27 protein-coding genes are annotated in these 26,100 nt (G+C 62.9%); 22 read left to right on the forward strand and 5 right to left on the reverse strand.

Features of this window, described 5'->3' with window-relative positions; all coding sequences use genetic code 11:
• Positions 1-191 precede the first annotated feature (191 nt).
• The 5 genes from recA to dapF are packed head-to-tail and all read left to right on the forward strand — an operon-like array spanning position 192 to position 5,244.
• Entirely contained in the window at positions 192-1,232 is a 1,041-nt protein-coding gene (recA, locus tag JMY29_RS07555; RefSeq protein WP_018779075.1) for a recombinase RecA, read from the forward strand.
• Complete coding sequence (locus JMY29_RS07560; RefSeq protein ID WP_064723167.1) at positions 1,222-1,764, forward strand: regulatory protein RecX; 543 nt, start codon at positions 1,222-1,224, stop codon at positions 1,762-1,764. The genes recA and JMY29_RS07560 overlap by 11 nt, the downstream gene beginning before the upstream one ends.
• Positions 1,764-3,293 (forward strand): tRNA (N6-isopentenyl adenosine(37)-C2)-methylthiotransferase MiaB, encoded by a 1,530-nt coding sequence (miaB, locus tag JMY29_RS07565; protein WP_189075792.1) that lies wholly within the window; start codon positions 1,764-1,766, stop codon positions 3,291-3,293. The genes JMY29_RS07560 and miaB overlap by 1 nt, the downstream gene beginning before the upstream one ends.
• Positions 3,294-3,309: 16 nt before the next feature.
• Positions 3,310-4,227, forward strand: coding sequence for a tRNA (adenosine(37)-N6)-dimethylallyltransferase MiaA (gene miaA / locus JMY29_RS07570; RefSeq protein WP_189075791.1), 918 nt, complete (start codon positions 3,310-3,312; stop codon positions 4,225-4,227).
• Positions 4,228-4,275: 48 nt separating this feature from the next.
• Positions 4,276-5,244, forward strand: coding sequence for a diaminopimelate epimerase (gene dapF, locus JMY29_RS07575; RefSeq protein ID WP_018779079.1), 969 nt, complete (start codon positions 4,276-4,278; stop codon positions 5,242-5,244).
• Here dapF and JMY29_RS07580 read toward each other — a convergent pair.
• Positions 5,225-5,839, reverse strand: coding sequence for a class I SAM-dependent methyltransferase (locus JMY29_RS07580; RefSeq protein WP_018779080.1), 615 nt, complete (start codon positions 5,837-5,839; stop codon positions 5,225-5,227). The genes dapF and JMY29_RS07580 overlap by 20 nt on opposite strands.
• A 526-nt stretch (positions 5,840-6,365) precedes the next feature.
• Between JMY29_RS07580 and hflX the strand changes: the two genes are divergently transcribed.
• Together hflX and JMY29_RS07590 are read left to right on the forward strand one after the other, a co-directional pair.
• Positions 6,366-7,928, forward strand: a complete 1,563-nt coding sequence (gene hflX / locus JMY29_RS07585; RefSeq protein ID WP_189075790.1) for a GTPase HflX — start codon at positions 6,366-6,368, stop codon at positions 7,926-7,928.
• Positions 7,921-9,981, forward strand: a complete 2,061-nt coding sequence (locus tag JMY29_RS07590; protein ID WP_189075789.1) for an ATP-dependent DNA helicase — start codon at positions 7,921-7,923, stop codon at positions 9,979-9,981. The genes hflX and JMY29_RS07590 overlap by 8 nt, the downstream gene beginning before the upstream one ends.
• A gap of 39 nt (positions 9,982-10,020) precedes the next feature.
• Here the strand turns inward: JMY29_RS07590 and lexA are convergent, their stop codons facing one another.
• A complete protein-coding gene (gene lexA / locus JMY29_RS07595; protein WP_018779083.1) occupies positions 10,021-10,764 on the reverse strand; it encodes a transcriptional repressor LexA in 744 nt (247 codons plus the stop codon).
• A gap of 347 nt (positions 10,765-11,111) precedes the next feature.
• Here lexA and JMY29_RS07600 point away from each other — a divergent pair, with 347 nt between their 5' ends.
• The 8 genes from JMY29_RS07600 to JMY29_RS07635 all read left to right on the forward strand — a co-directional run bounded on the left by JMY29_RS07600 (position 11,112) and on the right by JMY29_RS07635 (position 17,293).
• Positions 11,112-11,471, forward strand: a complete 360-nt coding sequence (locus JMY29_RS07600; protein WP_039240619.1) for a LysM peptidoglycan-binding domain-containing protein — start codon at positions 11,112-11,114, stop codon at positions 11,469-11,471.
• A 79-nt stretch (positions 11,472-11,550) separates the two neighbouring features.
• The gene (locus JMY29_RS07605; RefSeq protein ID WP_189075788.1) at positions 11,551-12,669 is read left to right on the forward strand and encodes a histidinol-phosphate transaminase; all 1,119 of its coding nucleotides are present in this window, start codon (positions 11,551-11,553) and stop codon (positions 12,667-12,669) included.
• A gap of 45 nt (positions 12,670-12,714) precedes the next feature.
• Positions 12,715-13,341, forward strand: coding sequence for an imidazoleglycerol-phosphate dehydratase HisB (gene hisB / locus JMY29_RS07610; RefSeq protein ID WP_018779086.1), 627 nt, complete (start codon positions 12,715-12,717; stop codon positions 13,339-13,341).
• Positions 13,338-14,081 (forward strand): imidazole glycerol phosphate synthase subunit HisH, encoded by a 744-nt coding sequence (hisH, locus tag JMY29_RS07615; RefSeq protein WP_189075787.1) that lies wholly within the window; start codon positions 13,338-13,340, stop codon positions 14,079-14,081. Before hisB ends, hisH begins: the two co-directional genes overlap by 4 nt.
• The gene (locus tag JMY29_RS07620; protein ID WP_018779088.1) at positions 14,082-14,240 is read left to right on the forward strand and encodes a hypothetical protein; all 159 of its coding nucleotides are present in this window, start codon (positions 14,082-14,084) and stop codon (positions 14,238-14,240) included.
• A gap of 44 nt (positions 14,241-14,284) precedes the next feature.
• The gene (priA, locus tag JMY29_RS07625; protein ID WP_039240621.1) at positions 14,285-15,028 is read left to right on the forward strand and encodes a bifunctional 1-(5-phosphoribosyl)-5-((5-phosphoribosylamino)methylideneamino)imidazole-4-carboxamide isomerase/phosphoribosylanthranilate isomerase PriA; all 744 of its coding nucleotides are present in this window, start codon (positions 14,285-14,287) and stop codon (positions 15,026-15,028) included.
• Complete coding sequence (locus JMY29_RS07630) at positions 15,028-15,939, forward strand: SseB family protein (protein ID WP_018779090.1); 912 nt, start codon at positions 15,028-15,030, stop codon at positions 15,937-15,939. Before priA ends, JMY29_RS07630 begins: the two co-directional genes overlap by 1 nt.
• A gap of 49 nt (positions 15,940-15,988) precedes the next feature.
• Positions 15,989-17,293 (forward strand): MFS transporter, encoded by a 1,305-nt coding sequence (locus tag JMY29_RS07635; RefSeq protein WP_039240625.1) that lies wholly within the window; start codon positions 15,989-15,991, stop codon positions 17,291-17,293.
• Positions 17,294-17,372: 79 nt separating this feature from the next.
• On the opposite strand, the gene JMY29_RS07640 is transcribed toward JMY29_RS07635, so the two are convergent.
• Positions 17,373-17,768 (reverse strand): DUF1844 domain-containing protein, encoded by a 396-nt coding sequence (locus JMY29_RS07640; protein WP_026267346.1) that lies wholly within the window; start codon positions 17,766-17,768, stop codon positions 17,373-17,375.
• 423 nt (positions 17,769-18,191) lie between these two features.
• Between JMY29_RS07640 and infC the strand changes: the two genes are divergently transcribed.
• The 5 genes from infC (at position 18,192) to JMY29_RS07665 (ending at position 22,273) form a co-directional block, all read left to right on the forward strand.
• Positions 18,192-19,214: a translation initiation factor IF-3 gene (infC, locus tag JMY29_RS07645; RefSeq protein ID WP_229778600.1), complete on the forward strand. Its 1,023-nt coding sequence runs from the start codon at positions 18,192-18,194 to the stop codon at positions 19,212-19,214.
• Positions 19,215-19,331: 117 nt separating this feature from the next.
• Positions 19,332-19,526 (forward strand): 50S ribosomal protein L35, encoded by a 195-nt coding sequence (gene rpmI, locus JMY29_RS07650; protein ID WP_011774324.1) that lies wholly within the window; start codon positions 19,332-19,334, stop codon positions 19,524-19,526.
• Between the two features lie 119 nt (positions 19,527-19,645).
• The gene (rplT, locus tag JMY29_RS07655) at positions 19,646-20,311 is read left to right on the forward strand and encodes a 50S ribosomal protein L20, sunset domain variant (RefSeq protein WP_018779094.1); all 666 of its coding nucleotides are present in this window, start codon (positions 19,646-19,648) and stop codon (positions 20,309-20,311) included.
• A 26-nt stretch (positions 20,312-20,337) separates the two neighbouring features.
• Entirely contained in the window at positions 20,338-21,249 is a 912-nt protein-coding gene (locus JMY29_RS07660) for a TrmH family RNA methyltransferase (protein ID WP_018779095.1), read from the forward strand.
• 100 nt (positions 21,250-21,349) lie between these two features.
• Positions 21,350-22,273, forward strand: a complete 924-nt coding sequence (locus JMY29_RS07665; RefSeq protein WP_039240632.1) for a cation diffusion facilitator family transporter — start codon at positions 21,350-21,352, stop codon at positions 22,271-22,273.
• Positions 22,274-22,379: 106 nt separating this feature from the next.
• Here the strand turns inward: JMY29_RS07665 and JMY29_RS07670 are convergent, their stop codons facing one another.
• A complete protein-coding gene (locus tag JMY29_RS07670) occupies positions 22,380-23,588 on the reverse strand; it encodes an MFS transporter (RefSeq protein WP_018779097.1) in 1,209 nt (402 codons plus the stop codon).
• A gap of 227 nt (positions 23,589-23,815) precedes the next feature.
• Here JMY29_RS07670 and JMY29_RS07675 point away from each other — a divergent pair, with 227 nt between their 5' ends.
• Complete coding sequence (locus JMY29_RS07675; RefSeq protein WP_026267347.1) at positions 23,816-24,268, forward strand: (deoxy)nucleoside triphosphate pyrophosphohydrolase; 453 nt, start codon at positions 23,816-23,818, stop codon at positions 24,266-24,268.
• On the opposite strand, the gene JMY29_RS07680 is transcribed toward JMY29_RS07675, so the two are convergent.
• Entirely contained in the window at positions 24,265-25,359 is a 1,095-nt protein-coding gene (locus JMY29_RS07680; RefSeq protein WP_018779099.1) for an Rv2578c family radical SAM protein, read from the reverse strand. The genes JMY29_RS07675 and JMY29_RS07680 overlap by 4 nt on opposite strands.
• Positions 25,360-25,449: 90 nt before the next feature.
• On the opposite strand from JMY29_RS07680, the gene pcp reads away from it, so the two are divergent.
• Positions 25,450-26,091, forward strand: a complete 642-nt coding sequence (gene pcp / locus JMY29_RS07685) for a pyroglutamyl-peptidase I (protein WP_189075786.1) — start codon at positions 25,450-25,452, stop codon at positions 26,089-26,091.
• Positions 26,092-26,100 lie beyond the last annotated feature (9 nt).

The raw sequence follows: 26,100 nt of genomic DNA on the forward strand, positions 1-26,100 counted from the left end.
GGATGGGGATATGCTCCTGTGAGAGGAAAATTGATCCCGTAGGACGCATTCCAACAGCATTCGGCAAGCAGGTTATCCACATAGCCGGAGTCGGCACCTAAAAATGTCAGGCCGCCGTAATAGCGTCTGGGATGACAGGAAAGCGGCCTATCGGGCCACTCCACAGCGAGAAAGCATCAGAGGTGTGAACCATGGCGGCAACCCCGGATCGTGAAAAGGCGCTCGAAGCAGCGCTTGCCCAGATCGACAAGCAGTTCGGCAAAGGCTCCATCATGCGTTTGGGTGATGACACCCGTGCGCCCATCGAAGTCATTCCCACCGGTTCCATTGCGCTGGACGTGGCCCTCGGCATCGGCGGCCTGCCCCGCGGCCGCGTCGTGGAAATCTACGGTCCTGAATCGTCGGGTAAGACCACCGTGGCGCTGCACGCCGTAGCCAACGCACAGCGCGCCGGCGGTATCGCCGCGTTCATTGACGCCGAGCACGCGCTGGACCCGGACTACGCCGCGAAGCTGGGTGTGGACACCGACGCCCTCCTCGTTTCCCAGCCGGATACGGGTGAGCAGGCCCTGGAAATCATGGACATGCTGGTGGGCTCCGGTTCGCTGGACATCATCGTCATCGACTCCGTCGCCGCGTTGGTACCCCGTGCCGAAATCGAAGGCGAAATGGGTGACTCCCACGTTGGCCTCCAGGCGCGCCTTATGAGCCAGGCGCTGCGTAAGATCACTGGTCGTTTGAGCCAGACCAAGACCACTGCCATCTTCATCAACCAGCTGCGTGAGAAGATCGGCGTCTTCTTTGGCTCGCCGGAAACCACCACCGGTGGCAAGGCGCTTAAGTTCTACGCTTCGGTCCGCATCGACGTTCGTCGCATCCAGACGCTGAAGGAGGGCGCGGATTCCGTAGGTAACCGCACCAAGGCCAAGATCGTCAAGAACAAGATGGCTCCGCCGTTCAAGATCGCCGAGTTCGACATCATCTATGGTCAGGGCATCTCCCGCGAGGGTGGCATCATCGACATGGGCGTTGAGCACGGCATCATCAAGAAGTCCGGTTCGTGGTTTACCTACGACGGCGACCAGCTCGGCCAGGGCATGGAAAACTCGCGGCGGTTCCTGCGGGACAACCCCGAGTTGGCGCAGGAGCTGGAGCGCCTGATCAAGGAAAAGCTTGGCGTTGGCGTCAAGCCGGAGGAAGACTCCCCAAAGCTGAAGGCCGTTGACGGCTAGCACCGGGCCGGACCCGGAGTCTGCCCTGGCTGCAGACTCCGAGCCCGACCCTGAGTCCGTGGCGCGTGCCATCGTCCTGCGACAGTTGACGATGGCGCCACGGAGCCGCCTGCAGTTGTCCCGCAAACTGGCGGAACGCAATGTTCCCAAGGACGTTGCCGAGGCGGTACTGGACCGCTTCGAGGAAGTTCAGCTGATTGATGACGCTGAATTCGCCCGGATGTGGGTGCGGAGCCGTTCACAAAGCAAGAAACTGGCCAAAGGTGCACTTCGTCGCGAACTGGCTGATAAGGGCATCGTCCTCGAGGCCGCCGAGGAAGCACTGTCGCAACTCAGTGACCAGGATGAAGAGACAGCCGCGAGGGATCTGGTGCAGCGTAAGCTTCGGCCGGGCATGAACCTCTCGGACCGTGCCGAGCGGGACAAGTACACGCGCAGGTTGGCCTCCATGTTGGCGCGCAAGGGCTACGCTCCATCGTTGGCCTTCAGGATCGTCGGTGAGGTGCTGGCAGAAGCCGGTACCCTTGAGTAGTGAGTTTGACCATTCCCTCCCCAACACCTGCCACCGCTGCTTCGACTGAGCCCCGGACGTATCAGGTCCGTACTTTCGGTTGCCAGATGAACGTCCATGATTCCGAGCGCATGGCGGGCCTGCTAGAGGACGCCGGCTACGTTCCTGCAGAGGGCGACGTTGCCGATGTCGTTGTCTTCAACACGTGCGCTGTGCGGGAGAATGCGGACAACAAGCTCTACGGAAACCTTGGGCAATTGCGGCAGGTCAAGGAATCCCATCCCGGCATGCAGATTGCCGTTGGCGGGTGCCTGGCGCAGAAGGACCGCGAGACCATTGTCCGGAAAGCGCCGTGGGTGGATGCTGTCTTCGGCACCCACAATGTGGGCGCCCTGCCGGCCCTCCTCAAGCGGGCCCGGCACAACAACGAGGCCCAACTCGAAATCCTGGAATCCCTGGACGTCTTCCCGTCCACGCTTCCTACCAAGCGTGAGTCTGTGTACTCGGGGTGGGTTTCCATTTCAGTCGGTTGCAACAACACCTGCACGTTTTGCATCGTTCCCTCGCTGCGCGGCAAGGAAAAGGACCGCCGTCCAGGCGAGATCCTCGCGGAAATCCAGGCCCTCGTCGATGACGGCGTTGTCGAAGTTACGTTGCTGGGCCAGAACGTGAACTCGTACGGGGTGGAATTCGGCGATCGCCTGGCCTTTTCCAAACTCCTCCGTGCCTGCGGTGACATCGAGGGTCTCGAACGCGTGCGGTTTACCAGCCCCCACCCCGCGGCCTTCACCGATGACGTCATCGATGCCATGGCTGAAACCCCCAACGTGATGCCGCAGCTTCATATGCCACTGCAGTCGGGATCGGACAAAGTCCTCAAGGACATGCGTCGTTCCTACCGCTCCAGCCGCTTCCTGGGCATCCTGGACAAAGTGCGTGAGCGGATTCCGCACGCTGCCATCACCACTGACATCATTGTTGGATTCCCGGGTGAAACCGAAGAGGATTTCCAGGCGACCTTGGACGTCGTGGAGAAGTCGCGGTTCTCCTCGGCCTTCACGTTCCAGTACTCCAAGCGTCCGGGAACACCGGCAGCGGACTTGCCTGATCAGCTGCCTAAAGCGGTGGTCCAGGAGCGCTTCGAACGGCTCACGGCCCTGCAGGACCGTATCGCCGCCGAGGAAAACGCCGCGCAGCTTGGCCGGCAGGTCGAGGTCCTGGTGACAGCCCAGGCAGGCAGGAAGGCCGAGGAGACCCATCGGCTTTCCGGGCGGACCAAGGACCAGCGGCTTGTGCACTTTTCCGTCCCTGACGGTGCGGAAACCCCCCGTCCCGGGGACTTCGTGACGGTGACCATTACGGAAGCAGCCGCTTTCCACTTGGTAGCCGACCCCGCGACAACCAATGACTACGTCCTGCGGCGTTCCAGGGCCGGAGATGCCTGGGACCGTTCGCAGGCCGACTCCTGCGGTGTTCCCGCACCAGGCACATCCGGCGGCAAGACCGGGGTGTCCTTGGGCATGCCCGCATTGCCGATCCGCCGCGCGTAGCCGCGTCGTCCATTCCATGTCGGATTCCCAGCAGGCCCGGCCTGTCATCGCCGTGGTCGGGCCCACAGGTTCGGGCAAATCGGATCTGGGCGTCAACATCGCCCTGGCGCTCGGTGGCGAAGTCATCAATGCTGACGCGCTGCAGTTCTACCGGGGCATGGACATCGGCACAGCCAAGATCAGCATGGAAGAGCGGAAAGGCGTTCCGCATCATCTCCTGGACATCATGGATGTCACGCAAGAGGCAAGCGTGGCGGACTTCCAAAGCGAATGCCGCGCAGTCATCGCGGACATCCACTCCAGGGGGAAGCACGCCATTCTGGTCGGCGGATCCGGACTGTACGTGCGCGCGGCCCTGGACATCCTGGAGTTTCCGGGAACGGATCCCGCTCTGCGCCGAAGCCTCGAGGACGAATACGAAGCCAAAGGACTGGCTCCGCTCAGGGCCCGCCTGGAGGAAGTGGACCCGGTCTCGGCAGCCCGTCTTGGCGACGCCCGAAGGGTAATTCGTGCTTTGGAGGTCCACGGACTGACAGGTCGAGCCTTCAGTTCATTCATGCCCCAGAGGGAGTACTATCAACCCGCTGTTCAGATCGGCCTTTCCGTTGACCGCGAAGAACTCAGGGAGCGGCTTGCCCGCCGAGTGCACCGCATGGTCGAGACCGGCCTGGAGAACGAGGTCGCGCGACTCGACACCCTGGGATTGCGCCAGGGCAAAACAGCATCAAGGGCTCTGGGGTACGCCCAGTTCCTCAAAGTCCTGGACGGTGAGATGGACGTGCCGGCCGCGGCCGAGGAGACCATCGTCGCCACAAGGCAGTTCGCGCGCCGCCAGCTCACCTGGTTCCGTGCAGACCCACGGATCTCATGGTTGGACTGGAAGGACCCCGGGCTGACATCCCGGGCCGTGTCGGCAATCCTCGCCCAGGAGTAACCTTGGGTGATTTCTGGCCGAACACACGTGGAAGGTAGCCTTGGTTCCATGGATGAAACCGCCTCAGTTCCCACCCGCCAGCCCTCGGCTGCCGGGGCTGCCGAACCCACATCGAGCCTTGCCGGATTGGCGTTCTCTAAAGGGCACGGGACAGGCAACGATTTCGTCCTGATCGCCGATCCCGGCGACGCCCACGAGATCACTCCCGAACAGGTGGCACACTTGTGCGATCGCCACACGGGCATCGGTGGCGACGGACTTATCCGTGCAGTTCCCTCGCGGTTCCTCCCGGAAGGGCGGGCACTCCTGGAAGTGGACCCTGCTGCGGAGTGGTTCATGGACTACCGCAACGGCGACGGTTCGCTGTCCGAAATGTGCGGCAACGGCGTGCGCGTCTTCGTTCACTTCCTCAATGAGCAGGGATTGGTGGACCTTGGTCCCGGCGAAACCCTCACCATCGGCACGCGTGGCGGAGTCAAGAAAGTAGTCCGTACCGTGAACGGATACGCGGTGGACATGGGCCCTTGGGAGTTCATTTTCCCGGACGAGGCAACCAGCAAGGCCATGGATGCCCTGGTCAGCGCGGACGGCCTGGAAGTGGCACGCCCCGGCCTTTCGGTCAGTATGGGCAACCCGCACACAGTCGTTGCCTTGGCCGAACTCAGCGAGCTTTCAGCCACCCAGCTGTTCAAGGCTCCGGTTGTTGATCCCAAGCCGGTCAACGGCACCAATGTTGAATTCGTTGTACCGGCCGAACCGTTGGTCGAAGACGGCGTCGGAACCATCACCATGCGCGTGCACGAGCGGGGAGTGGGGGAGACCCAGTCCTGCGGTACGGGAGCCTGCGCAGCAGCGGTTGCAATCCGTCACTGGGCCGGCAGCACGGCGCCCAACGACTGGCACGTCAAGGTTCCCGGCGGCGTCGTCGGTGTGAAGTTCTTCCCCGGCGCCGGTGGCCGTGAGCACGTTGAACTCAGCGGCCCCGCCGTCATAGTGGCTAGCGGGACGCTTTCCTGACCCGAATGATCCTGAAGGACTTCGACGTGCTTTCGCGGGAAACGCTGAAAGACGCATCCAGTTCAGAAGCCAGCCACCGCTGCAAGGAATCTGAACCCAGGTTCTTCTGAACCACCAGCCATGCGTTTCCTCCCGGCGCCAGCCGCGGCAACCAGGTCAGCAACAACGAGTGGAGTTCATCCTTGCCGATCCGGATGGGCGGATTGGACCAGATGGTGTCGAACTCGACGGCGGGGTCCACCTCATGCGGGAGGCTGGCGGTCACGTTGTCCAGGCCCAGGGCCGCTGCGTTCTCGTTGGTCAGGGTCACGCAGCGTTCGTTGACGTCGACGGCGTACACGCGGGCGTGCGGGGCCATCAAAGCAAGGGTGAGGGCTATCGGACCCCAGCCGCAGCCGATGTCCAGCAGATTGCCTTGGGGAGCGGGCGGTGGAACCTCTGAAAGGAGTATTGCCGTTCCCTTGTCCACGCCGTCGGGGCTGAAGATGCCGGATGACGTCTGCAGGTGGCGCGTAGCTCCAGCGAGTTCAACTGTGAGTGGCTTGCGGGTGAACGGCCCAGCCGGCTGGGCGGTGAAATAGTGTGCAGACTCCATAATTTGCCAGATTAGTTGGCTATTGGCGCCTTGGGAAACCGCCACGGTCCCAGGTTCGTTTGACACGGCTGATAGTGTTGAGGTCATGTTCTTGATCTTTGAGTAATCGGCCGAACCACGCCTGCTTTCCAGGCGTTCCCCGGCACCGCCCGCGACGCAGGTCCGGCCTGGCACCATGCCCGGCCCATGGCCTTTCCGCCCGGCAGGTCCCACGGCACATGTCGGCGCCACTTCCTCGTGGCGCCGGACGCACAGAAGATCAAAGCCCCACCCATGCCTTCACATGATGGTATTCCCGGAACCGGGCCGTCGTGCGAACCCTGGTGGGCAGCATAACGACTTCAAGCAGGCCAGGACCTCCCTGCGGATCCACCCGTCAGATCACCGACGCCACGTCCCCGACAGGCCAGTGGCGTTCAGCACACAGGAGGCCACTTTGGCCCAAGCCCGTCAGCCCAGCGCGAAGAGCGCCCCATCGAGCGACAAACAGCACTATTCTGGAATTGCCGAACAGTCTAAGGAGACCATGACCACCCAGAAGCACTCCGGATCCGATTCCGACGCCCAGGACATGAGTCCTGAACAAATCCAGGCCGTCATCGACCGGATTCTTTCCAAGGATGCCCCCGCGCAGGCATCCGAAGACAACGACACCAGTGGTGTGTTCGGCAAGGCGCAGGCCATCTCGACCCTGGACCAAGAGCACAGTATCTACGACGGCGACCAGGAAGACCTGGCCGAGCGTCGCGCCTTGCGCCGCACCGCGGGGTTGTCGACTGAACTCGAAGACGTCACAGAGGTCGAATACCGGCAGCTGCGCCTCGAACGCGTTGTGCTGGCTGGTCTGTGGACAGAAGGTACCCTGGCCGACGCCGAGAACTCGCTGCGCGAACTCGCGGCCCTTGCCGAGACCGCAGGTTCTGAAGTACTTGATGGCCTGGTCCAACGCCGCTCCAAGCCGGACCCGGGAACGTTCCTTGGATCCGGCAAGGCACAGGAACTCAAGGACATTGTCGCTGCCACAGGCGCGGACACTGTCGTGGTGGACACTGAACTGGCACCGTCACAGCGACGCGGTCTTGAGGACATCGTGAAGGTCAAGGTCGTTGACCGGACCACGCTGATCCTGGATATCTTCGCCCAGCACGCCAAGAGCCGCGAAGGCAAGGCCCAGGTGGAGCTCGCGCAGCTGGAATACCTGCTTCCACGCCTGCGTGGTTGGGGTGACTCCATGTCCCGGCAGGCCGGCGGCCAGGTGGGCGGGGCCGGGGCAGGCATGGGCTCGCGCGGTCCCGGCGAAACCAAGATCGAACTGGACCGCCGCCGAATCCGCACACGCATGGCCAAACTGCGCCGGGAAATCGCCGCGATGAAGCCGGCCCGTGAGACCAAACGTGCCAACCGCCGTCGTAATGCTGTTCCGTCCGTCGCAATTGCCGGGTACACCAACGCCGGTAAGTCGTCGTTGTTGAACCGCCTCACCGACGCAGGTGTCCTTGTGGAGAACGCACTGTTCGCCACTCTGGATCCCACGGTCCGCAAAGCGCAGACTCCTGACGGCATCGGCTACACACTGGCCGACACCGTGGGATTCGTGCGCTCACTGCCGACCCAGCTCGTTGAGGCCTTCCGCTCAACGCTCGAGGAAGTGGCCGATGCGGACCTCATCCTCCATGTCGTGGATGCATCCCACCCGGACCCCGAAGGTCAGATCGCAGCAGTGCGCACTGTCTTCACCGAGGTCGACGCCCGCAAGGTTCCCGAGATCATTGTCCTGAACAAGGTTGATGTGGCCGATCCTTTCGTGGTTGAGCGTCTCAACCAGAAGGAACCCCGGCACGCAGTGGTTTCCACCCGCACAGGACAGGGAATCGCCGAACTGCTGCAGGACATCAGCCGGTCCATACCGCGCCCGGGGGTGCGGCTTGAAGTGCTCATCCCGTACGACCGCGGCGACATGATCAACAAGCTGCACAATTCCGATTCCGAGATCCTCAGCCTGGAACACGAGGAAAGCGGGACGCGCGTGGTGGCGATGGTCCGTGAAGGTCTGGCAGCTGAGCTGGAGTCATTCGTCAGTAATGGTTGAGAAGGTGGCGGCGGACGCCGTCGAGTCGGTGGGAGAGAAGACCACCCTGGAATTGTTGGACCGGGCTGTCGCCGGAATGGGCGGCCAAAGCCGTGCCGGCCAGCACGAAATGGCCAAGCACGTCACCCGGGCCATTGAGACCGGGGAACATCTGCTGGTCCAGGCGGGAACCGGTACGGGTAAGTCATTGGCGTACCTAATACCGTTGATCGCCCATTCCATGGACAGCGATAAACCGACGCTCGTGTCCACCGCCACCTTGGCTTTGCAGACCCAGATCGTAGGCAGGGATCTTCCGCGTTTGCTGGAGACCATCAATCCTGCCCTGGACCGTCCGGTCAATGTCGCGCTCGTGAAGGGCAGGGCAAACTACGTCTGCCTGCAAAAGCTCGAGGGCGGCTTCCCGAGTGAGGAGCCCTCCGAAGGACAACTTTTCTCCCTCGGCGAGGACACGAGCGTGCCGCACTTCGCGGCGTCGGTCGGTGGCCCGTCGTCCCAGCTGGGCAAGGAGGTTGTCCGGCTCCGGGAGTGGGCCGAAACGACGGCCACCGGCGACCGGGACGAGCTCATGCCAGGGGTCACGGACCGTGCCTGGCGGCAGGTCTCCGTGACGTCCATGGAGTGCCTTGGGGCCCAGAAATGTCCGGTTGCCGAGGAGTGCTTCAGCGAGCTGGCACGCGCCCGGGCAGCCGAAGCCGATGTCGTGGTCACCAACCACGCCATGTTGGCCGTCAGCGCGTTCGAAGGCCTCGCGGTGCTGCCCGAGTACGACGTCGTGGTGGTGGACGAGGCCCACGAGCTTCAGGACCGGGTCACAGGGGCAGTGTCAGGGCAACTCTCTGTAGCCATGGTGCACGCCGCGGCATCAAGCGCCCGCAAGCACACAGCCATCACCGTTGACGCCCTGAATGCAGCCGCGGATAGGCTGGACATGGCTATTGCGGGAGTACCCAACGGGCTCCTTCCCAGCGGACTCAACGACGAACAACTCGATTGCCTGGACCAGCTGCGCGACGCCACACGGGCGGCCCTGTCCGATTCGAAGACTGATTCCTCCAGTGCCGCGGACGGCGGACGGCAGCTGGCACGTTCGCGGCTGATGCTCATCCTTGAGCTGTGCGAACGGATGCTCGCTGCCAAGGAGAACCGCGAAGTAGTGTGGTTCTCCCGTAACAGCACTTTTGATCCCCAGCAGGGATACTCCCAACCTGACGAGACCGCGCCTGCGCTCATCAACATCGCGCCGCTGAGCGTGGCAGGCAGGTTGCGCGAGGGATTGTTCGCCGGACACACGGTGGTGCTGACCTCGGCCACGCTGGCCATCGGCTCGGCTTTTGAACCCGCGGCCGGAGGCCTCGGCCTGATTGGCGACGGCGCGCCCAGCTGGACAGGAATCGACGTCGGATCTCCTTTTGATTACCCCAAACAGGGGGTGCTGTACGTAGCGAAGCACCTTCCGAAACCCGGTCGGGGCACGTCGCCGGAGGCCTTGGACGAATTGGAAGACCTCATCCGGGCATCCGGCGGGGGAGCACTGTGTCTCTTCTCCTCACGGCGGGCCGCCGAGGAAGCTGCGGACGCCATGCGGCTGCGCCTGGACGTGGATATCCTCTGTCAAGGCGAATCGACCATGGCTGCGTTGGTGAAGCAATTTGCCGACGAGCCGGATACTTGCCTCTTCGGAACCATGTCGCTGTGGCAAGGGGTGGACGTACCCGGCGGCTCATGCCGCCTGGTGGTTATTGACCGGATTCCCTTCCCGCGTCCTGACGATCCCCTGATGACCGCCCGTTCCCGTGCCGTGGCACAGTCCGGGGGGAACGGGTTCATGGCTGTTTCCGCCACCCACGCAGCCATCCGGCTCGCGCAGGGTGCAGGGCGCCTGATCCGGTCCACCGGTGACAAGGGCGTAGTGGCAGTCCTTGATTCACGCCTGTCGACAGAACGTTACGGCGGGTTCCTGCGGGCCGCCCTGCCGCCGTTCTGGCCGACCACTGACCGCACCGTGGTTCGTGGTGTCCTGGAGCGCTTGGGATCCGCCAGGAAGGCGTAGAGGACAGTCAGCTCCGGGCCCCTTACGGGTCGGAAAAAGCTAGAGGGACCTCAGTACCGAAACGACCTTGCCCATGATGGTTGCCTGGTCGCCGAGAATGGGTTCGTACTGGGTGTTTTGGGGCAGCAGCCAGGTATGGCCATCGCGCTGTCGGAACGTCTTTACAGTGGCTTCGTCGTCCAGCAAAGCGGCCACGATGTCGCCGTTGATGGCGTCGTTCTGGCGGCGGACAACGACCCAGTCGCCGTCGCAGATCGCGGCATCAATCATGGAGTCGCCAGCGACTTTCAACATGAAGAGCTCACCGTGTCCCACCAGTTGCCTGGGCAGGGGGAGCACGTCCTCAACTGTCTGGTCGGCCAGGATGGGTCCGCCTGCCGCGATGCGGCCAACCAGCGGAACCATGGCGGTGTCGCTTGCACTCGTGAGTTCTGTCACAGCCAGGCCGCCGGTGCTCCGAAGCGTTGCCGGTGCCTCCACGCCCGGGATGGGGCCGCCGTCCAGGGTCAAGGGCATCAGTACTTCCATTGCGCGGGGACGCTTGGGGTCCCGGCGAAGGTAGCCGAGTTTTTCCAGCTGGGACAACTGGTGGGTAACGCTGGAAAGGCTGGCCAGTCCAACGGTGTCCCCGATTTCGCGCATGCTGGGCGGATAGCCGTTGTCGTTGACTGACCGCTGGATGGTTTCCAGGATCTTTTTCTGGCGCACGGTCAGGCTCTTGGGAGTCTTGGGAGGCTGTTGGCTCCGCAGGGGTACCCCGCCGCCTGTGGCTTTCGCTGCCATGTTCGCCAATGCCTTTCGTTCCGCCCCGAAACGAACCGGGGATGCAGGGACTGAAAAAATGTCAGACCCTCCTGTTCCACTGAAACAGTGCTGTTCCTTCACTCAAACGTAGGGCAGGCACAGGCGTTTATCAAACATTTGTTCTAGCGAGTCTCGACACCGTTCGTTGATAAGTGCTAAAAATGTCATAGCAAGGTTCGAACATGTGTTCTATAAACCTCGCGCTGAAACTGGATGTTCGAACGAACTGTTCGAATACCGGCCGCAGTCGGGAGGAGCACACAAAGAATTGGCAGCCTTGCTCCGGAAGCTCCGGAGCAAGGCAATAGCTCAGAAGGGCTCAGCTCATGTCCGCAATAACTTCGTTCGCTGATTTCCGCACCACGCAGGCCCCCGCCCGCCTGCGCCTGACCCGCCGTGGCCGGGTGGTGTTCTTCTTCATCCCGGCCATGCTGCTGGCGGCTGTTCTGCTCAGCCTTGCCGGGTTCATCACTTCCCCTGCCAAGGCTTCCGATTCCCAGGCCGAGCTGCAGCCGCCGGTTGCAGTCTCTGTGACAGTCCAGCCCGGTCAGTCCCTGTGGGGCATTGCCGGCGCGGCGGCTCCGGAGCGGGACCCGCGTGATGTCATTGCTGAAATCATCCAGTTGAACGACCTCCGCGGCGGGCGCATCCTTCCGGGGCAGCAGCTGTTCGTCCCGGCCCACTAAGGCTGTTAGCCGGTAGCCGGATCCCGCGCCGCGACGTCATAGTTACTCCGCAGTCCCGCCAGCCCCTTAAACTGTTCCAGTGAGTGAGCAGCTTGAGCGACTTGACCGACTACCCCTCCGGACCAACCTGCGTGGACTGAGCCCCTACGGCGCACCGCAGCTTGATGTCCCCGTTTTGCTCAACGTTAACGAAAACACCCATGGCGTCCCCGCCGATGTTCAGGCGGCGATTACTGAGGCCGTGGCAGCAGCAGCCACGGGACTGAACCGCTATCCTGACCGCGAGTTCACCGATCTTCGTGAGGCCCTCGCCGAGTATCTGGGCCACGGCCTTTCAGCAGACAACATCTGGGCCGCCAACGGGTCCAACGAGGTCCTGCAACAGATCCTGCAAGCGTTTGGCGGCCCGGGACGCAAGGCCCTTGGCTTCCCGCCCACGTATTCCATGTACCCGTTGCTGGCCAGCGGAACGGATACCGAATACATCCGGGGAGTCCGCGCCGATGACTACGGGCTGGATGCCCGGTCGGCGGCTGCGCAGGTGCGCGAAACCGGAGCCAACATCGTTTTCCTGTGCTCACCGAACAACCCCACAGGGACGGGCCTGGGCCTGGATGTGGTGGAGGCCGTGTATGAAGCCGGTGAAGCAAGCCAGGCCATCGTGATCGTGGACGAGGCCTACCACGAGTTCGCCCACGACAACACTCCGAGCGCGTTGACGCTCCTGCCCGGCCGTGAGCGACTGATCGTTTCGCGCACCATGAGCAAGGCCTTTGCCCTGGCAGGTGCCCGGCTCGGCTACATGGCGGCGGCCCCTGAAGTTACGGACGCCATCAGGTTGGTCCGCCTGCCTTACCACTTGTCTGCCATCACGCAGGCCACCGCCCTCGCAGCATTGACTCACCGCGAGGCCCTGATGGCCGACGTTGAGGACATCAAGGTCCAGCGCGATCGGATCGTTACCGAACTTCTCCGCATGGGACTCAAGCCCGCGGCGTCGGACTCGAACTACGTCTTCTTCGGTGGACTCGAGAACCCGCACGAGATCTGGCAAGGGCTGCTCGACGCAGGCGTGCTCATACGTGATGTCGGCATTCCGGGTCACTTGCGGGTTACCGCCGGGACCGAACCGGAAACCACCGCATTCCTTGATGCCCTGGAAGCACTCCTGGAACGCTCAGCGTCACAGCGCGCCTAAACTTGTCAATAGACCCAACCTCCCTCCCTGCATAAGGACGTCCCAATGAGCGAAACCGGCGCCACGCCGTCCGCTGCCCGCACTGCGCGCATGGAGCGCACCACCAGCGAATCTTCCGTATTGGTGGAGATCAACCTGGACGGTTCCGGAATTTCGGACATCAGCACCTCGGTACCGTTCTACGATCACATGCTGACCGCACTGTGCAAGCACTCCCTGATTGACATGACGGTCAAAGCCACAGGTGACACGCACATCGATGCCCACCACACGGTGGAAGACGTTGCCATCACGTTCGGTGAGGTGCTCCGGACGGCCTTGGGCGACAAAGCTGGTATTCGTCGTTTTGGCGAAGCCACGGTGCCTCTGGACGAAGCCCTCGCCCATGCAGTCGTTGATGTTTCCGGACGTCCGTACCTTGTGCACGGTGGTGAACCTGCGGGACAGGAGTACCACCTGATCGGTGGCCACTTCACCGGCTCGTTGACCCGCCACGTTTTCGAGGCAATCACGTTGCACGCCGGAATTTGCCTGCACATGAACGTTCTTGCTGGCCGGGATCCGCACCACATTGTGGAGGCCCAGTTCAAGGCTTTCGCGCGCGCACTGCGTGCCGCCGTAGAGTCCGATCCGCGTGTCGAGGGCATTCCCTCCACCAAGGGGGCACTGTGAGTAGCCAGGTCCTGAAGAACGGCGCAGTGGCTGACGCCACGGCATCCGTTAGGCCTGAGTCGCCGGAGGGCAAGCCGACCGTTACGGTTCTGGACTACGGATCCGGCAACGTCCGGTCCGCCGTCCGCGCGCTCGAGCGGGCGGGTGCCCACGTGGTGCTCAGCGCCAAGCCTGAGGACGTCCTCAACGCCGACGGCCTGGTTGTCCCCGGTGTTGGCGCCTATGAGACCGTGATGAAAGAACTCAAAGCCGTAGACGCCATCCGCATGATTGGACGCCGGGTTGCCGGTGGACGTCCGGTGCTGGCTATCTGCGTGGGTCTCCAGGTTCTTTTCGAGGCCGGCGTTGAGCATGGTACCGAGTCCGAAGGCATGGCCGAATGGCCCGGCAAAGTCGAACTCCTTCCTGCTCCCGTGGTGCCGCACATGGGATGGAACACAGTGGACGTACCTGAGGGTTCCAAGCTGTTCGCCGGTGTGGAGCAGGAGCGTTTCTACTTCGTTCACTCCTACGGTGTGCAGGAGTGGAACTTCGACGTCGTGCAGCCCCGCATGGCGCCCCCCATGGTCACGTGGTCCGAGCACGGCGCACGTTTCATCGCTGCCGTGGAAAACGGCCCGCTGTGCGCCACCCAGTTCCACCCCGAGAAGTCGGGCGACGCCGGGGCCCGCCTCCTGCGCAACTGGGTGGATAGCCTTCGGAAGCCCGCACCGGAAGCTTCCGGAAACGGTGCTGCCTAGATGTGGTCTGTGATCCTCATGGGCCTGGCCGGCCTCCTGGTGGGCGGTGGGATTTCCTTCCACCAGCAAAAGAAGCCCCGCTGGGTCTCCATTTCTTTCTACGTGTTGGCCGGGATGTCCCTGCTGGCTGCGTACCTCCTGACACTTCCCGGTAACTGAACCGCTGGTCCCAAGCCGGCGATCCCTTAACTCCAAGGACACTCATGACCACCTCCTCCCAGTCCGTACTGGAACTCCTGCCGGCCGTCGATATCGTCGATGGCCAGGCGGTGCGCCTCCTGCAAGGAGAGGCGGGATCTGAAACCAGCTATGGGACGCCCTTGGAGGCAGCCCTGAACTGGCAGAACGACGGTGCGGAATGGGTCCATATGGTTGACCTCGACGCCGCCTTTGGCCGTGGCGACAACGCCGCTCTCATCAGCGAGGTCGTGTCTCAGCTCGACGTCAAGGTGGAGCTTTCGGGCGGCCTGCGGGATGACGAATCACTCGAACGGGCCCTCGGCTTGGGCGTTGCCCGGGTAAACCTTGGGACAGCAGCGCTGGAAAACCCGGAGTGGACGCGCCGGGCGATCGAACGCTTCGGTGACAAGATCGCCGTCGGGCTTGATGTCCGCGGTACTACGCTGGCCGGACGCGGATGGACCAAGGAAGGCGGGGACCTTTGGGAGGTTCTGGCCCGCCTCGAGGACGCCGGGTGCGCCCGCTACGTAGTCACGGACGTTACCAAGGACGGAACGCTGCAGGGCCCCAACGTGGATCTGCTGCGTCAGATGGTGGAGAAGACCGGCAAGCCCGTAGTGGCTTCCGGCGGTATCTCCAGCTTGGAAGATCTTCGCGTGCTGCGTGAACTCGTGCCGCTGGGTGTCGAGGGTGCGATTGTGGGCAAGGCTCTGTATGCCGGTGCCTTCACCCTGCCCGAAGCCCTGGACGTGGCCGGCCGCCGCTGATGGGCCGCCACTCAGCCCACGAGCCGGAGCTTAACCAGCGGGAGAAGCGCGACCTGCCCGGTCACATCGCGGCGGCCTTGGCAGGCGCCGGGGGAGCCACGGACTCGGCGGGCCAACCCTGGGCAGGTAGAAGTCTCACTGGCGACGACGCAAAAATCCACAACTTCGAAGACGATGATGGAACCGCAGACGCCGGTTACCTTGCGGCTATTGCGGCGCTGATCGACGGAAGCGGTGGCGAGGCGGAGGTCGTGGCCTCCCTGGCCACGGCACGTGTCTTTGTCCCGGTGGTTGCCCAATTGGCCGAGGAAGCCGAAGGCGTCGACGGCCTGCATGCAGACAAGCAGGCCGATATGGCATTGGTCACACTGAAGGCCCCCGACGGCCGCACGGCAATGCCGGTGTTCACCTCGGCGGCAGCCTTGGAAGCGTGGCACCCCCAGGCGCGGCCGGTCGCTGTTTACGCAGCACGCGCAGCACTCTCGGCGGTGTCGGAAGGGGCCCAACTCCTGGTTTTGGACCCTGGCTCCCAGTTCGCCTTCGTCGTGCGGCGACCCGCCATGTGGGCGCTCGCGCAGCAGAAGGACTGGACGCCGTCATACCTTGATGATCAACTGGAGACTGCTCTCGTTTCGACGATTTCAGCCTTCACTGCGGTCCGCCGCCTTGAGACGCACCCCGGCGGTGGCGTTGCGTCCCTCACGGCGGACGGCCGCCAGGTCCTCGGAGGCGGTCCGGGCCCGGAACTGCGTGTGGTGCTTTTCCTCGAGGACGGTTTGGACGCCGGGGCCGTGCAGGCGCTTGTCGCGCAACTGAACGATGCGTGGGCACGGATGGATTCCTTTGCCGAGGGTGTTGATTCCATGGAAGTAAAACTGCAGCGTGCAGCACAGGAGCGCGCGCCGCACTAATGGCAGGTCCGGTTCCCCGGGACTGCCCGGGGAAATGAGGATTGAGCCAGTGAACTTCGCTCTCTACAAAGAGATGCTGTCCATACGCCCTGTCCGGCGGCTGCTGGTTGTCGGGATGGTTGCGCGTATCCCGCATTCGGCCGCGGGAGTGCTCCTTACCTTGCACATTGTCCTGACGCTTGGCCAGGGATATGCCGCTGCGGGTGCTGCTGCGGCGGTCATGACCATCGGCATTGCCCTGGGCGCACCGTGGCGCGGCCGCAGGGTTGACATGGTGGGGCTGCGTAAAGCTCTGATCCCGTCAGTTGTCTCCGAAACCGTCATCTGGTCGATCGTCCCGCACGTGTCGTACCAATGGCTGCTACCTCTGGTGTTCATCGGAGGCCTGTTCACCCTTCCGATCTTCAGTGTCGTCCGCCAATCGTTGGGCGTCATGGTGGACGGTGAGCAGCGGCGTTCGGCCTTTGCCTTGGATTCCATAGCCACCGAGCTTGTTTTCATGATCGGTCCGGCCGTCGGAGCTGTGGTGGCGACCAGCGGCTACTCGGCTCTTGGCCTGACCGCCGTTGGTATCTCGGTATCTGTGGCTGGACTTTTCCTGATGTGGTTCAACCCGCCCACCAGAAGCGAAGCAGCCTGCACACCGGAGGAATCCGCCGATCGGGAGTCGGCCGATCTTGCGGCAGCGGAGGCGGCCATGGTGGCTTCGGCTCCTGCGCATGTCCAGGAAGCGGCCTCGGAAATGGCGTCTGCAACCTCGCGCACGGCCGGGCTCCGGAGCCGAGTGGCCAGGAATTTCACCTGGTTCACCGTTTCTGTTGCTGCGCTCTTCGCAGTAGCCGCTGGTTCGGGCATGGTGCTCAGCGGCTCGGATGTCAGCATCGTGGGGCTGCTGGAACGTGGCGGCCACCAAAACGAGATCGGTATTGTCTTCTTCTTCTGGTGCGCCGCGTCGGTAGTCGGCGGTCTCATCTACGGTTCGATGAAGCGGTCCATCTCACCCATGCTCCTTCTGCTGGGCATGGCCGCACTGACCATTCCGATGGGATTTGCCCAGGACACCTGGACCCTGGCGTTCCTCTCACTCCTGCCGGGCTTGTTGTGCGCACCGGTGCTGTCTGCTTCCTCCGAGAAAGTTGCGGACCTTGTGGAGGAGGATCGCCGGGGCGAAGCAATGGGCTGGTACGGCTCTGCGCTGACCGCCGGTGTTGCTCTGGGGGCGCCCCTGGCAGGGGTCTTCATCGACACCGTGGGTCCGTCGGGCGGCTTCGCTGCTGTTGGTATCGCCGGCGTCGTGCTGTGCGCCACCGGCCTGGTGCTCATGTCCATCCGTCGACGGGCTGCCCGGGTCTGAGTCAACCGGCACCAGACGACGACGGCGGGTCGACCACTGATGGTCGGCCCGCCGTCGATGATTATTCAGGCAGTTGGCGTCAGTTCACCGGTCCGGTGAACTTTTCGCCCGGGCCCTTGCCGGGGGCATCCGGAATGATGGATGCCTCGCGGAACGCGAGTTGCAGGGAGCGCAGGCCGTCGCGCAACGGGCCTGCGTGCTGGGAGCCGATTTCGGGTGCGGCTGCGGAGACCAAGCCGGCGAGTGCGGTGATCAGCTTGCGGGCTTCGTCCAGGTCCTTGAGATCCTCGGCGTTGGGGTCGTCGGCAAGCCCAACCTTGACCGCTGCCGCACTCATGAGGTGCACGGCGCCGGTGGTGATGACTTCCACTGCCGGGACCTCTGCGATGTCACGGATCTGCTGGGAGACTCCGGCGTCGGCGGCGGGGGCGTCTCCGCCGAAGGAATTGCGGGAATTGCTGTCTTCAGTGCTCATACTGGTAAGCTTGTCACAGACCGACTGGAAGTCGTTATTCACCGTGGACATCTACAGTACTGTGGGCATCGACAGTGAACCATCGCAGTCAACGTCCCGCCGTTCGCAATGTGCGCTTGGCGGGTTGTTTCTGTAGAATTGACTTTCAGTTTGCAAGCGGAGTTCTCTCCCACCCGCGTCAGCCGTTTCCCTTCGGGGACAGGATCCCCTTGATGGGACAAGAGGTTGCCGGGTACCTGGTCGGACATTTCAGGGTTGATCCCGGAAGTGCGCGCTTTCCATAGGGGAAGTGGATCCGATCTTCGAGGCCTTCGATTGCGCCAGCAATTGGGGGCCTTCTCTATTTGCCGGTGACACCACCACAACCACAGGAGCTTTAACATTAGCGAGCCAAGAATCAATGAGCGTATCCGCGTCCCCGAGGTGCGGCTGGTCGGCCCTGCCGGCGAACAGGTAGGAATTGTCCGCATCGAGGACGCACTGCGTCTTGCTGCCGAATCCGATCTCGATCTCGTTGAAGTTGCGCCGCAGGCTAAGCCTCCTGTTTGCAAGTTGATGGACTTCGGCAAGTACAAGTACGAAGCCGCCGTCAAGGCCCGCGAAGCCCGCAAGAACCAAACCAATACGGTTCTGAAGGAAATCCGCTTCCGCCTCAAGATCGACAAGCACGACTACGAAACCAAGCGCGGGCACGCTCTGCGCTTCCTCGGAGCCGGTGACAAGGTCAAGGCCATGATCCAGTTCCGTGGTCGTGAGCAGCAGCGGCCTGAAATGGGCATCCGCTTGCTTCAGCGTTTCGCGGAGGATGTAGCCGAGGTTGGCGTCATCGAGTCCAGCCCCCGCATCGATGGCCGCAATATGGTCATGGTGATCGGACCGCTGAAGAACAAGGCCGAAGCGAAGGCTGAAGCCCGTCGTGCCAGCCAGCGTGCAGAAGCCAAGGCCCAGAATGAGGCCAAGGCCGCAGGACGCGTTGACACCACGGGGGAGCAGGCGCCGCTGACGCAGAGCCTCGCCGATCTTCTGCCCGAAGGCTTCAAGGTTTCCGAAGAGGAAAGCACGCAGGAAGCTCCCGCAGCAACCGAGGCGCCCGCAGCTGAAGAAGCACCGGTTGTCGAGGAAGCTGCAGCTGAAGCTCCGGTTGCCGAAGAGGCACCTGAAGCAGCAGAGGAAGCACCCGTTGCTGAGGAAGCTCCGGCTCCCAAGGCGGCTCCGGCACCTAAGGAAGCTCCGGCTCCCAAGGCGGCTCCGGCACCTAAGGCGGCTCCGGCTCCCAAGGCAGCTCCGGTGGAGGCAGCTCCGAAGCCTGCTGTTCCGGCTGCGGCGCCCAAGCCAGCGGTTCCTTCGGCCCCGAAGCCTGTCGCCAAGCCGGCAGCTCCCAAGCCGGCTGCCCGGCCCGCGGCCCCCAAAGCCACGCCGAAGCCAGCAACACGTAAGACCAATTAGTTCAACGCCGCGGAGGCCCTGGCCTCCACCGGCAAGCAACCAGCACGTCGGCCCTGGTGGCCGGCTGCGCGATAGAATCGCGGACTTGTCCGTGGATACGTAAGGAGATCGGTTCCCATGCCGAAGATGAAGACCCACAGCGGTGCTAAGAAGCGCTTCAAGCTGACCGGTACCGGCAAGCTGAAGCGTCAGCAGGCCAACCGCCGTCACTACCTGGAGCACAAGTCCTCCAGGCTGACCCGTCGCCTCGCCGGCGACAAGCTCGTCTTCAAGGGCGATGCCAAGGTCATCAAGAAGATGCTCGGCGTCTAAGTTCCAAGTTCTTTGGTTACTGCCATCCGGCAGGGACCGACTACACCAAAAGCCTTCTCAGGCCGGCCGGGTTTCCGGCAGTAGCAGCTTGGGATAAAGATTTCTGAAGGAGTACGCACGTGGCACGTGTGAAGCGGGCGGTAAACGCCCACAAGAAGCGCCGGGTTGTCCTCGAACGCGCCAAGGGTTACCGCGGTCAGCGTTCGCGCCTGTACCGCAAGGCCAAAGAGCAGCTGCTGCACTCGTTTGTGTACAGCTACGGTGACCGCCGTAAGAAGAAGGGCGACTTCCGTCGCCTCTGGATCCAGCGCATCAACGCTGCATCCCGCGCCAACGGCCTCACCTACAACCGTCTGATCCAGGGCCTCAAGGCCGCTGAGGTCGAGGTTGACCGCCGCATGCTCGCCGAGCTGGCTGTTTCCGACGCCAACGCTTTCGCCGCTCTGGTGAACGTTGCCAAGGCTGCCCTGCCGGCTGACACCTCTGCTCCGGCTGCCAAGGCTGCTCCGAAGGCCAAGGTTGCTCCGGCTGTCGCTACGGCTCCTGCCGTAAAGGCTGTCGTTTCCGAGAAGCCGGCCATCGATGGCGCAGTTGCCGCCGACGGTGACGAGGCTCCGGAAGGCTACGCCATCAAGGGCAACGCCGAATCCAAGAAGTACCACGTTCCGGGTTCCACCTGGTACAACACCACCGCTGCTGAATACTGGTTCTCCACCGTTGAAGCTGCGAAGGCAGCCGGTTTCGAGCCGGCCGGCGGCGAAGCCCGCCAGCAGATCAAGAACTAGTCGCAACTGCCACTAAAGTTCTTTATATGAACGAAACCGGGCGCCCGCAAGACTTTCCGATGACCAACCCCCGAGCAGATCGGGTGAGGGATGTCGCAAAGCTTGCCGGGCGCCCGGCGCGTTTAAAGCGCGGGCGGTTCCTTGCTGAGGGGCCGCAGGCGGTGCGCGAGGCATTGACCCTGCACCGCGACCGGACAACGGCGGGCGGATCCGCCGTCGTACATGAAGTTTTCGCCAGCGAAGCGTGCCTTGATCGCCTCCCCGAGCTTGCCGACCTGGCGCGGGGGACGCTGCTGCGGCTGGCGAGCGATGAAGTACTAGCCGCCATGGCTGACACCGTTAACCCGCAAGGGATCGTAGCGGTCTGCAGTTTCGTGGACGTCAGCCTGGACTCGGTGCTCGACGCCGGTCCGCAGCTTCTTGCTGTCATGTGCCAGGTGCGTGACCCCGGCAACGCCGGAACCGTGCTCCGCGCCGCCGATGCCGCTGGAGCAGACGCCGTGGTTCTCACCGGCTCCAGCGTAGACATCTATAACCCTAAAGCGGTGCGGTCCACCGCAGGCTCCCTGTTCCACCTCCCGGTGGTCCTGGGGGCGGACGTCGAGGAACTGGTTGCGCGGTGCCGGGAGCGGGGAATAGGCATCCTGGCCGCTGATGGCTATGGAACCCTCAATCTGGACAAGCTCCAGGATGAGAACGCTGCACGAAGGCTCGGCAACGGTTCCGTGGCCTCGGACTATGCCCTGGAGTCGCCTACAGCGTGGCTCTTCGGCAACGAAGCCCAAGGCTTGTCGGAGGACGAACTTGCACTGGCCGATCACCGTGTTGCCGTGCCAGTGTACGGGGCGGCCGAGAGCCTGAACCTGGGTACCGCCGCCACTGTGTGTCTTTACGCCAGCGCACGTTCGCAGCAGGGCGCCCGAGTGGGGAATGCGTAAACAACGCGCCGCCGGGTACGGTATTGCTTGCAAGATCAGACGATGACGACTCTTCTTGGCCCTTTCCATTCTTTCCCAAACCCGAAGAGGTGAAGCTTTCGTGGCTGCTGGTGGCGGTACCAAAGCGATTGTTGCGGCTCTCGCCGCAAATCTAACGATTGCTGTTCTGAAGTTCATTGCATTTTTCCTGACAGCGTCATCGTCCATGCTCGCCGAGGCAATCCACTCAGTTGCCGACTCCGGCAACCAGATCCTGCTGCTGGTGGGCGGGAAGCGGTCCAAACGCGCCGCCAGTCCGGAACATCCGTTCGGCTATGGCCGCGAACGCTACATCTACGCCTTCATCGTGTCCATTGTCCTGTTCAGCGTCGGTGGCCTGTTTGCCCTTTACGAAGCCTGGGAGAAGTTCCAGCACCCGCACGGCATCGAAGGCGGCTTCTGGTGGGTTCCCTTGGCGGTGCTGGTGGGAGCGATCATTGCCGAAAGCTTCTCCTTCCGCACGGCGATCATCGAATCGAACCACATCCGCGGCAAGCAGAGCTGGGTCAAGTTTGTCCGCAATGCCAAGCAGCCCGAGTTGCCGGTCATTCTCCTGGAAGACTTCGGTGCCCTGCTTGGCCTGGTCTTCGCGCTCTTTGGTGTCAGCATGACGCTGGTCACCGGTAATGGCGTCTGGGACGCCCTCGGAACCGCGATGATCGGCCTGCTCCTGGTCGCAATTGCCGTGGTCCTGGCGATGGAAACCAAGTCCCTGCTGCTGGGCGAGTCTGCCACCAAGGAGGACGTCCAGCGTATTGCCGACGCCCTGCAGGCTGACGGGACCCGCATCATCCACCTCAAGACCATGCACCTCGGACCCGAAGAACTGCTGGTCGCCGCCAAGATCTCCATGGGAGCGTCCGAGACGGGCGAGCAGATCGCCCAGGGTATTGACGACGCCGAGCAGCGGATCCGTGCGGCGGTTCCCATCGCCCGGGTCATTTACCTTGAACCCGACATCGAACGGGTCCAGGCCCAGGCTTAGTCCCGACCGTCAGTCCCGTAGAGGCGACTTAAAAGAATGGCTCCGCATTTGCGGAGCCATTCTTTTTTGGGACAGATCGTTTCCCACCAGCCATTCTTCCCTTGGGTCAGGCAGCCAGCGCTTTCCTGCGTTCAAGTGCACCGCTGATGACGGCTACGACCAGTCCGAGGATGGCCAGGACTGCTCCCACCAGGGCCGGGGCTACGTAGCCCCAACCCCACGCGATGACTGTGCCGCCGAGGAAAGCACCCAAGGCGTTGGCAATGTTCAGGGCTGAGTGGTTCAGCGAGGATGCCAGCGAGGCCGCCCCCGGTGCTGCGTCGAGAAGCCTGGTCTGCAAAGCAGGAGTCAGCATGGAACCGATGCCGCCGACGACGAAAGCCATGACGAACGCGGACCACGCCCAATGGGCGGCAATGGCGTAGACCACCAAGGCGGCGGCAATCCCCGGCATGACCCAATAAATGGTGCCCATGACGGACTTGTCCGCCAGCCGCCCACCGATGATGTTGCCAACCACCATGCCGAGCCCATAGAGGGCAACAACGGCCGGAATGAGGTTCTCCGGGATGCCGGCCACAGACGTCATCGTGTGGGCGATGTAGGTGTAAACGGCGAAGAATCCTCCGAAGCCGATGATCCCGATGAGCAACGCCAGCCATACTTGGAGCCTTTTGAGCGCCCCAAGTTCCCGACGGATGCTGGCATCCGGATGCGCGGCTTCGAAGGGGACGAACTTCCACACCATGGCAACAGTAAGCAGGCCGATGGCGCCCACTATGACAAACAGGAGCCGCCACCCGAAGGTTTGTCCCACCCAGGTGGCCAGCGGAACACCAATGACATTGGAGACCGTGAGTCCGGCCATCACCATTGAAATGGCCCAGCCGCGTTTGGTTGGTGCAACGAGGCCGGCTGCGATGACAGCCGCCACCCCGAAGAAGGCCCCGTGGGGGAGCCCGGAGGCAAACCGCGACAACAGCATCAAGCCGTAGTCAGGGGCGATGAAAGACGTGAGATTCGCCAGTGCCAGGAACAGCATGAGGCCCAAGGCCAGGTTCTTCCTGGGTAGTTTGGCCCCCAAGGCGGCAAAGACGGGTGCGCCGATCACGACACCCAGGGCATACGCCGAGATGAGGTTTCCCGCTTCGGGGGTGCTGATGCCGAGTCCCTCTTCGACTTCCTTCAGCAGGCCCATCATGGCGAACTCGGTGGTTCCGATGGCAAATCCGCCCATGGCCAGAGCCAGGATGGCCAGGCCAAGGTGGCGTCGGGATTTTTTGGCGACGACGGGCTGGGACGTGGTGATAGACATAGACCTGCTTCTGGGGGCGTCTTGCGAGCTGGGAAGAATGGAAGAAAATCCGATAACAAGTCTAGTTCGCCGCCGGGGTAGGGCTTTACTTATGTGACTACGCCCATGTGCGCGGTCCGTGGACCTGCCGGCTCCTGAATCGTGCGGCCTCTGAACCGTGCAGCCTCTGAACCGTGCAGCCTCTGAACCGTGCGGCCTCTTGTACGGTCGGGCCCTAGACTGTTGCGGTGACTGCATTGATAAACGTCGTGGGTGCCGCCGTCGTCGACTCTTTGGAAGCCCCCGGCCGTTTGCTGGTTGCTCGTCGCACCGCCCCGCCTCAATTTGCCGGCATGTGGGAGTTCCCGGGTGGCAAGGTTGAATCCGGTGAAGCCCCGGAAGCGGCCCTCCACCGCGAACTCACTGAAGAGTTGGGGATCCAGGTCAAGCTCGGCCGGGAGCTGGAATCGGGCAAGCCGGACGGGTGGACCCTCAATGAACGGGCGTCCATGCGAGTGTGGTTTGCCGAGGTGACCGCTGGGGACCCGCTACCACTTGAAGACCATGACCAGCTTCAGTGGGTTTCGCTTGCCGACCCTGAGGAAGCGCTCGGCCTGGCGTGGATACCTGCGGATCTTCCGATTGTCCGTGCGCTCCTGCAACGGGTCTCGATGCCCGCCGAAGGCGTCCGGCCGGTCTAGAACAGAGTCTGTTGGCCCGGAAGGGGAACGGCAATGCCCGCCGTTTGGGCGTCAGTGGCGGCAGATGAATGCCGGGCGTTCCGATGGCTGAATCCGGAGCTTCCCGTGAAGCCGTATTTCGCCTTGAAGTGAGTGATTCTGCCGGTCAACCATGTGCGGTATTCCTTGGAGGCGTACCAGCCGTTGCCGTAGAGGCGCCGGTACTTGCCCACTAATCCGGGGTGCTGGGCGGCAAGCCAGTCCATGTACCACTCGCGTGTGCCGGGTTTGAGGTAGAGGGCTCCTGCCGATACTCCTGTGGCGCCGGCCTGGGCCAGTCCGGCGAACAGGGAGTCCAAGGCTTCGTCGGAATCCGTGAGCCACGGCAGGATGGGCATCGCCATGACACCGCATCCCAAGCCGGCGTCGCGGAGCCGGGCAATAAGTTTCAAACGGGCCCTGGGGGAGGGAGTGCCGGGCTCGATGAGTGCGGCGAGGTCCTCGTTGGTCATGGCCAGGGAAATGCCCAGATCCACGGGAACCTGGGTGGCAGCATGCTTGAGCAAGGGGATGTCCCGCGCCAAGAGTGTGCCTTTGGTCAAGATGGAGAACGGCGTGCCCGAATCCGCAAGGGCTCGGATGATCCCGGGCATCAGGGCGTAGCGGCCCTCCGCCCTCTGATACGGGTCCGTGTTGGTGCCCAGGGCAACCTGATGGTGTCCCCAGGACGGCTTGGCGAGTTCTTTGCGGAGCACCTCGGCAGCATTGATCTTGACGACAACCTGGGAGTCGAAGTCCCGGCCCGCATCGAATTCCAGATACGTGTGGCTTTTGCGTGCGAAGCAATAGACACAGGCATGGCTGCACCCGCGGTAGGGGTTGACCGTCCATTCGAACGGCATGTTCGAACCGGTGGGCACCTTGTTGAGCACTGACTTTGCGGTGACCTCATGAAAGGTGACCCCGGAGAATTCGGGTGTGGAGACGGAACGCACAAGCCCGGCCAAGGGCAGCAAGGCATCCATCGCCGGGGCAGGGCGTGGAACGATGCTGCCATCCGCATCCGGTGCCGGTTCACGCGTCGGTGAAAGTGCTTGTGCGTCCCATCTCATGAACTCCATTCGAATGTATGTTCGAACCAATGTCAAGGCCTCCGAATATTCGTATCCCATGGCCGGGCCCCTCGTTGCTAAGGTAGGCCCATGATTCTGCTCACGGGTTTCGAACCGTTCGGCCGGGATACGGTCAATCCCTCCTGGCTTGCCGTCCAGCTCGCCAGGGAGAGCCTCCAGGCAGAGGGGTTCGCCGTGGAGGCCATCGAGTTGCCCTGCGTTTTCGGAGAGTCACTGGACGTCCTCCACCAGGCCATTTCGCGTCTCACTCCGGAGGTGGTGGTCTGCGTGGGCTTGGCCGGTGGCCGGGACCGGGTATCGCTGGAACGCGTCGCCATCAACTGCGATGATGCCCGGATCCCGGACAACAAGGGCCAGCGCCCCATTGATGAAGAAGTGATCCCCGGAGGACCTGCAGCATACTTCTCCAGCCTGCCGATCAAGGCCGCGCTCAGGAACCTGCAGATCGCGGGGATCAAAGGTGAAATCTCCCAGACAGCCGGTACCTACGTGTGCAACCACGTGTTTTTCGGCTTGATGAATGCACTGGCGTCCCGGCCGGGCGTTCGGGGCGGTTTCGTTCACGTTCCCTATCTTCCGGAACAGGTCACGCCGGAAGGGGCAGCTCCATCAATGCCGTTGGAGCTGACGGCCGAGGGGATCGCCGTAGTTGTCCGCACTGCGCTCAACACCCCGGTGGATACCAAACTGCCCGCCGGGGCAATCCACTAGCGAGGGCCA

This window comes from Paenarthrobacter nicotinovorans (assembly GCF_021919345.1).
Lineage (GTDB): Bacteria > Actinomycetota > Actinomycetes > Actinomycetales > Micrococcaceae > Arthrobacter > Arthrobacter nicotinovorans.

Bases quoted from the DNA above. Each gene is read 5' to 3' on its own strand.
- JMY29_RS07630 (WP_018779090.1), top strand. From the start codon at position 15,028: ATGGGCCGCCACTCAGCCCACGAGCCGGAGCTTAACCAGCGGGAGAAG.
- JMY29_RS07670 (WP_018779097.1), bottom strand. From the start codon at position 23,588: ATGTCTATCACCACGTCCCAGCCCGTCGTCGCCAAAAAATCCCGACGC.
- hflX (WP_189075790.1), top strand. From the start codon at position 6,366: ATGACCACCCAGAAGCACTCCGGATCCGATTCCGACGCCCAGGACATG.
- priA (WP_039240621.1), top strand. From the start codon at position 14,285: ATGACCACCTCCTCCCAGTCCGTACTGGAACTCCTGCCGGCCGTCGAT.
- JMY29_RS07660 (WP_018779095.1), top strand. From the start codon at position 20,338: ATGAACGAAACCGGGCGCCCGCAAGACTTTCCGATGACCAACCCCCGA.
- recA (WP_018779075.1), top strand. From the start codon at position 192: ATGGCGGCAACCCCGGATCGTGAAAAGGCGCTCGAAGCAGCGCTTGCC.
- JMY29_RS07620 (WP_018779088.1), top strand. From the start codon at position 14,082: ATGTGGTCTGTGATCCTCATGGGCCTGGCCGGCCTCCTGGTGGGCGGT.
- JMY29_RS07600 (WP_039240619.1), top strand. From the start codon at position 11,112: ATGTCCGCAATAACTTCGTTCGCTGATTTCCGCACCACGCAGGCCCCC.
- JMY29_RS07640 (WP_026267346.1), bottom strand. From the start codon at position 17,768: ATGAGCACTGAAGACAGCAATTCCCGCAATTCCTTCGGCGGAGACGCC.
- hisB (WP_018779086.1), top strand. From the start codon at position 12,715: ATGAGCGAAACCGGCGCCACGCCGTCCGCTGCCCGCACTGCGCGCATG.
- dapF (WP_018779079.1), top strand. From the start codon at position 4,276: ATGGATGAAACCGCCTCAGTTCCCACCCGCCAGCCCTCGGCTGCCGGG.
- pcp (WP_189075786.1), top strand. From the start codon at position 25,450: ATGATTCTGCTCACGGGTTTCGAACCGTTCGGCCGGGATACGGTCAAT.
- lexA (WP_018779083.1), bottom strand. From the start codon at position 10,764: ATGGCAGCGAAAGCCACAGGCGGCGGGGTACCCCTGCGGAGCCAACAG.
- miaA (WP_189075791.1), top strand. From the start codon at position 3,310: ATGTCGGATTCCCAGCAGGCCCGGCCTGTCATCGCCGTGGTCGGGCCC.
- rpmI (WP_011774324.1), top strand. From the start codon at position 19,332: ATGCCGAAGATGAAGACCCACAGCGGTGCTAAGAAGCGCTTCAAGCTG.
- JMY29_RS07580 (WP_018779080.1), bottom strand. From the start codon at position 5,839: ATGGAGTCTGCACACTATTTCACCGCCCAGCCGGCTGGGCCGTTCACC.
- JMY29_RS07680 (WP_018779099.1), bottom strand. From the start codon at position 25,359: ATGAGATGGGACGCACAAGCACTTTCACCGACGCGTGAACCGGCACCG.
- JMY29_RS07590 (WP_189075789.1), top strand. From the start codon at position 7,921: ATGGTTGAGAAGGTGGCGGCGGACGCCGTCGAGTCGGTGGGAGAGAAG.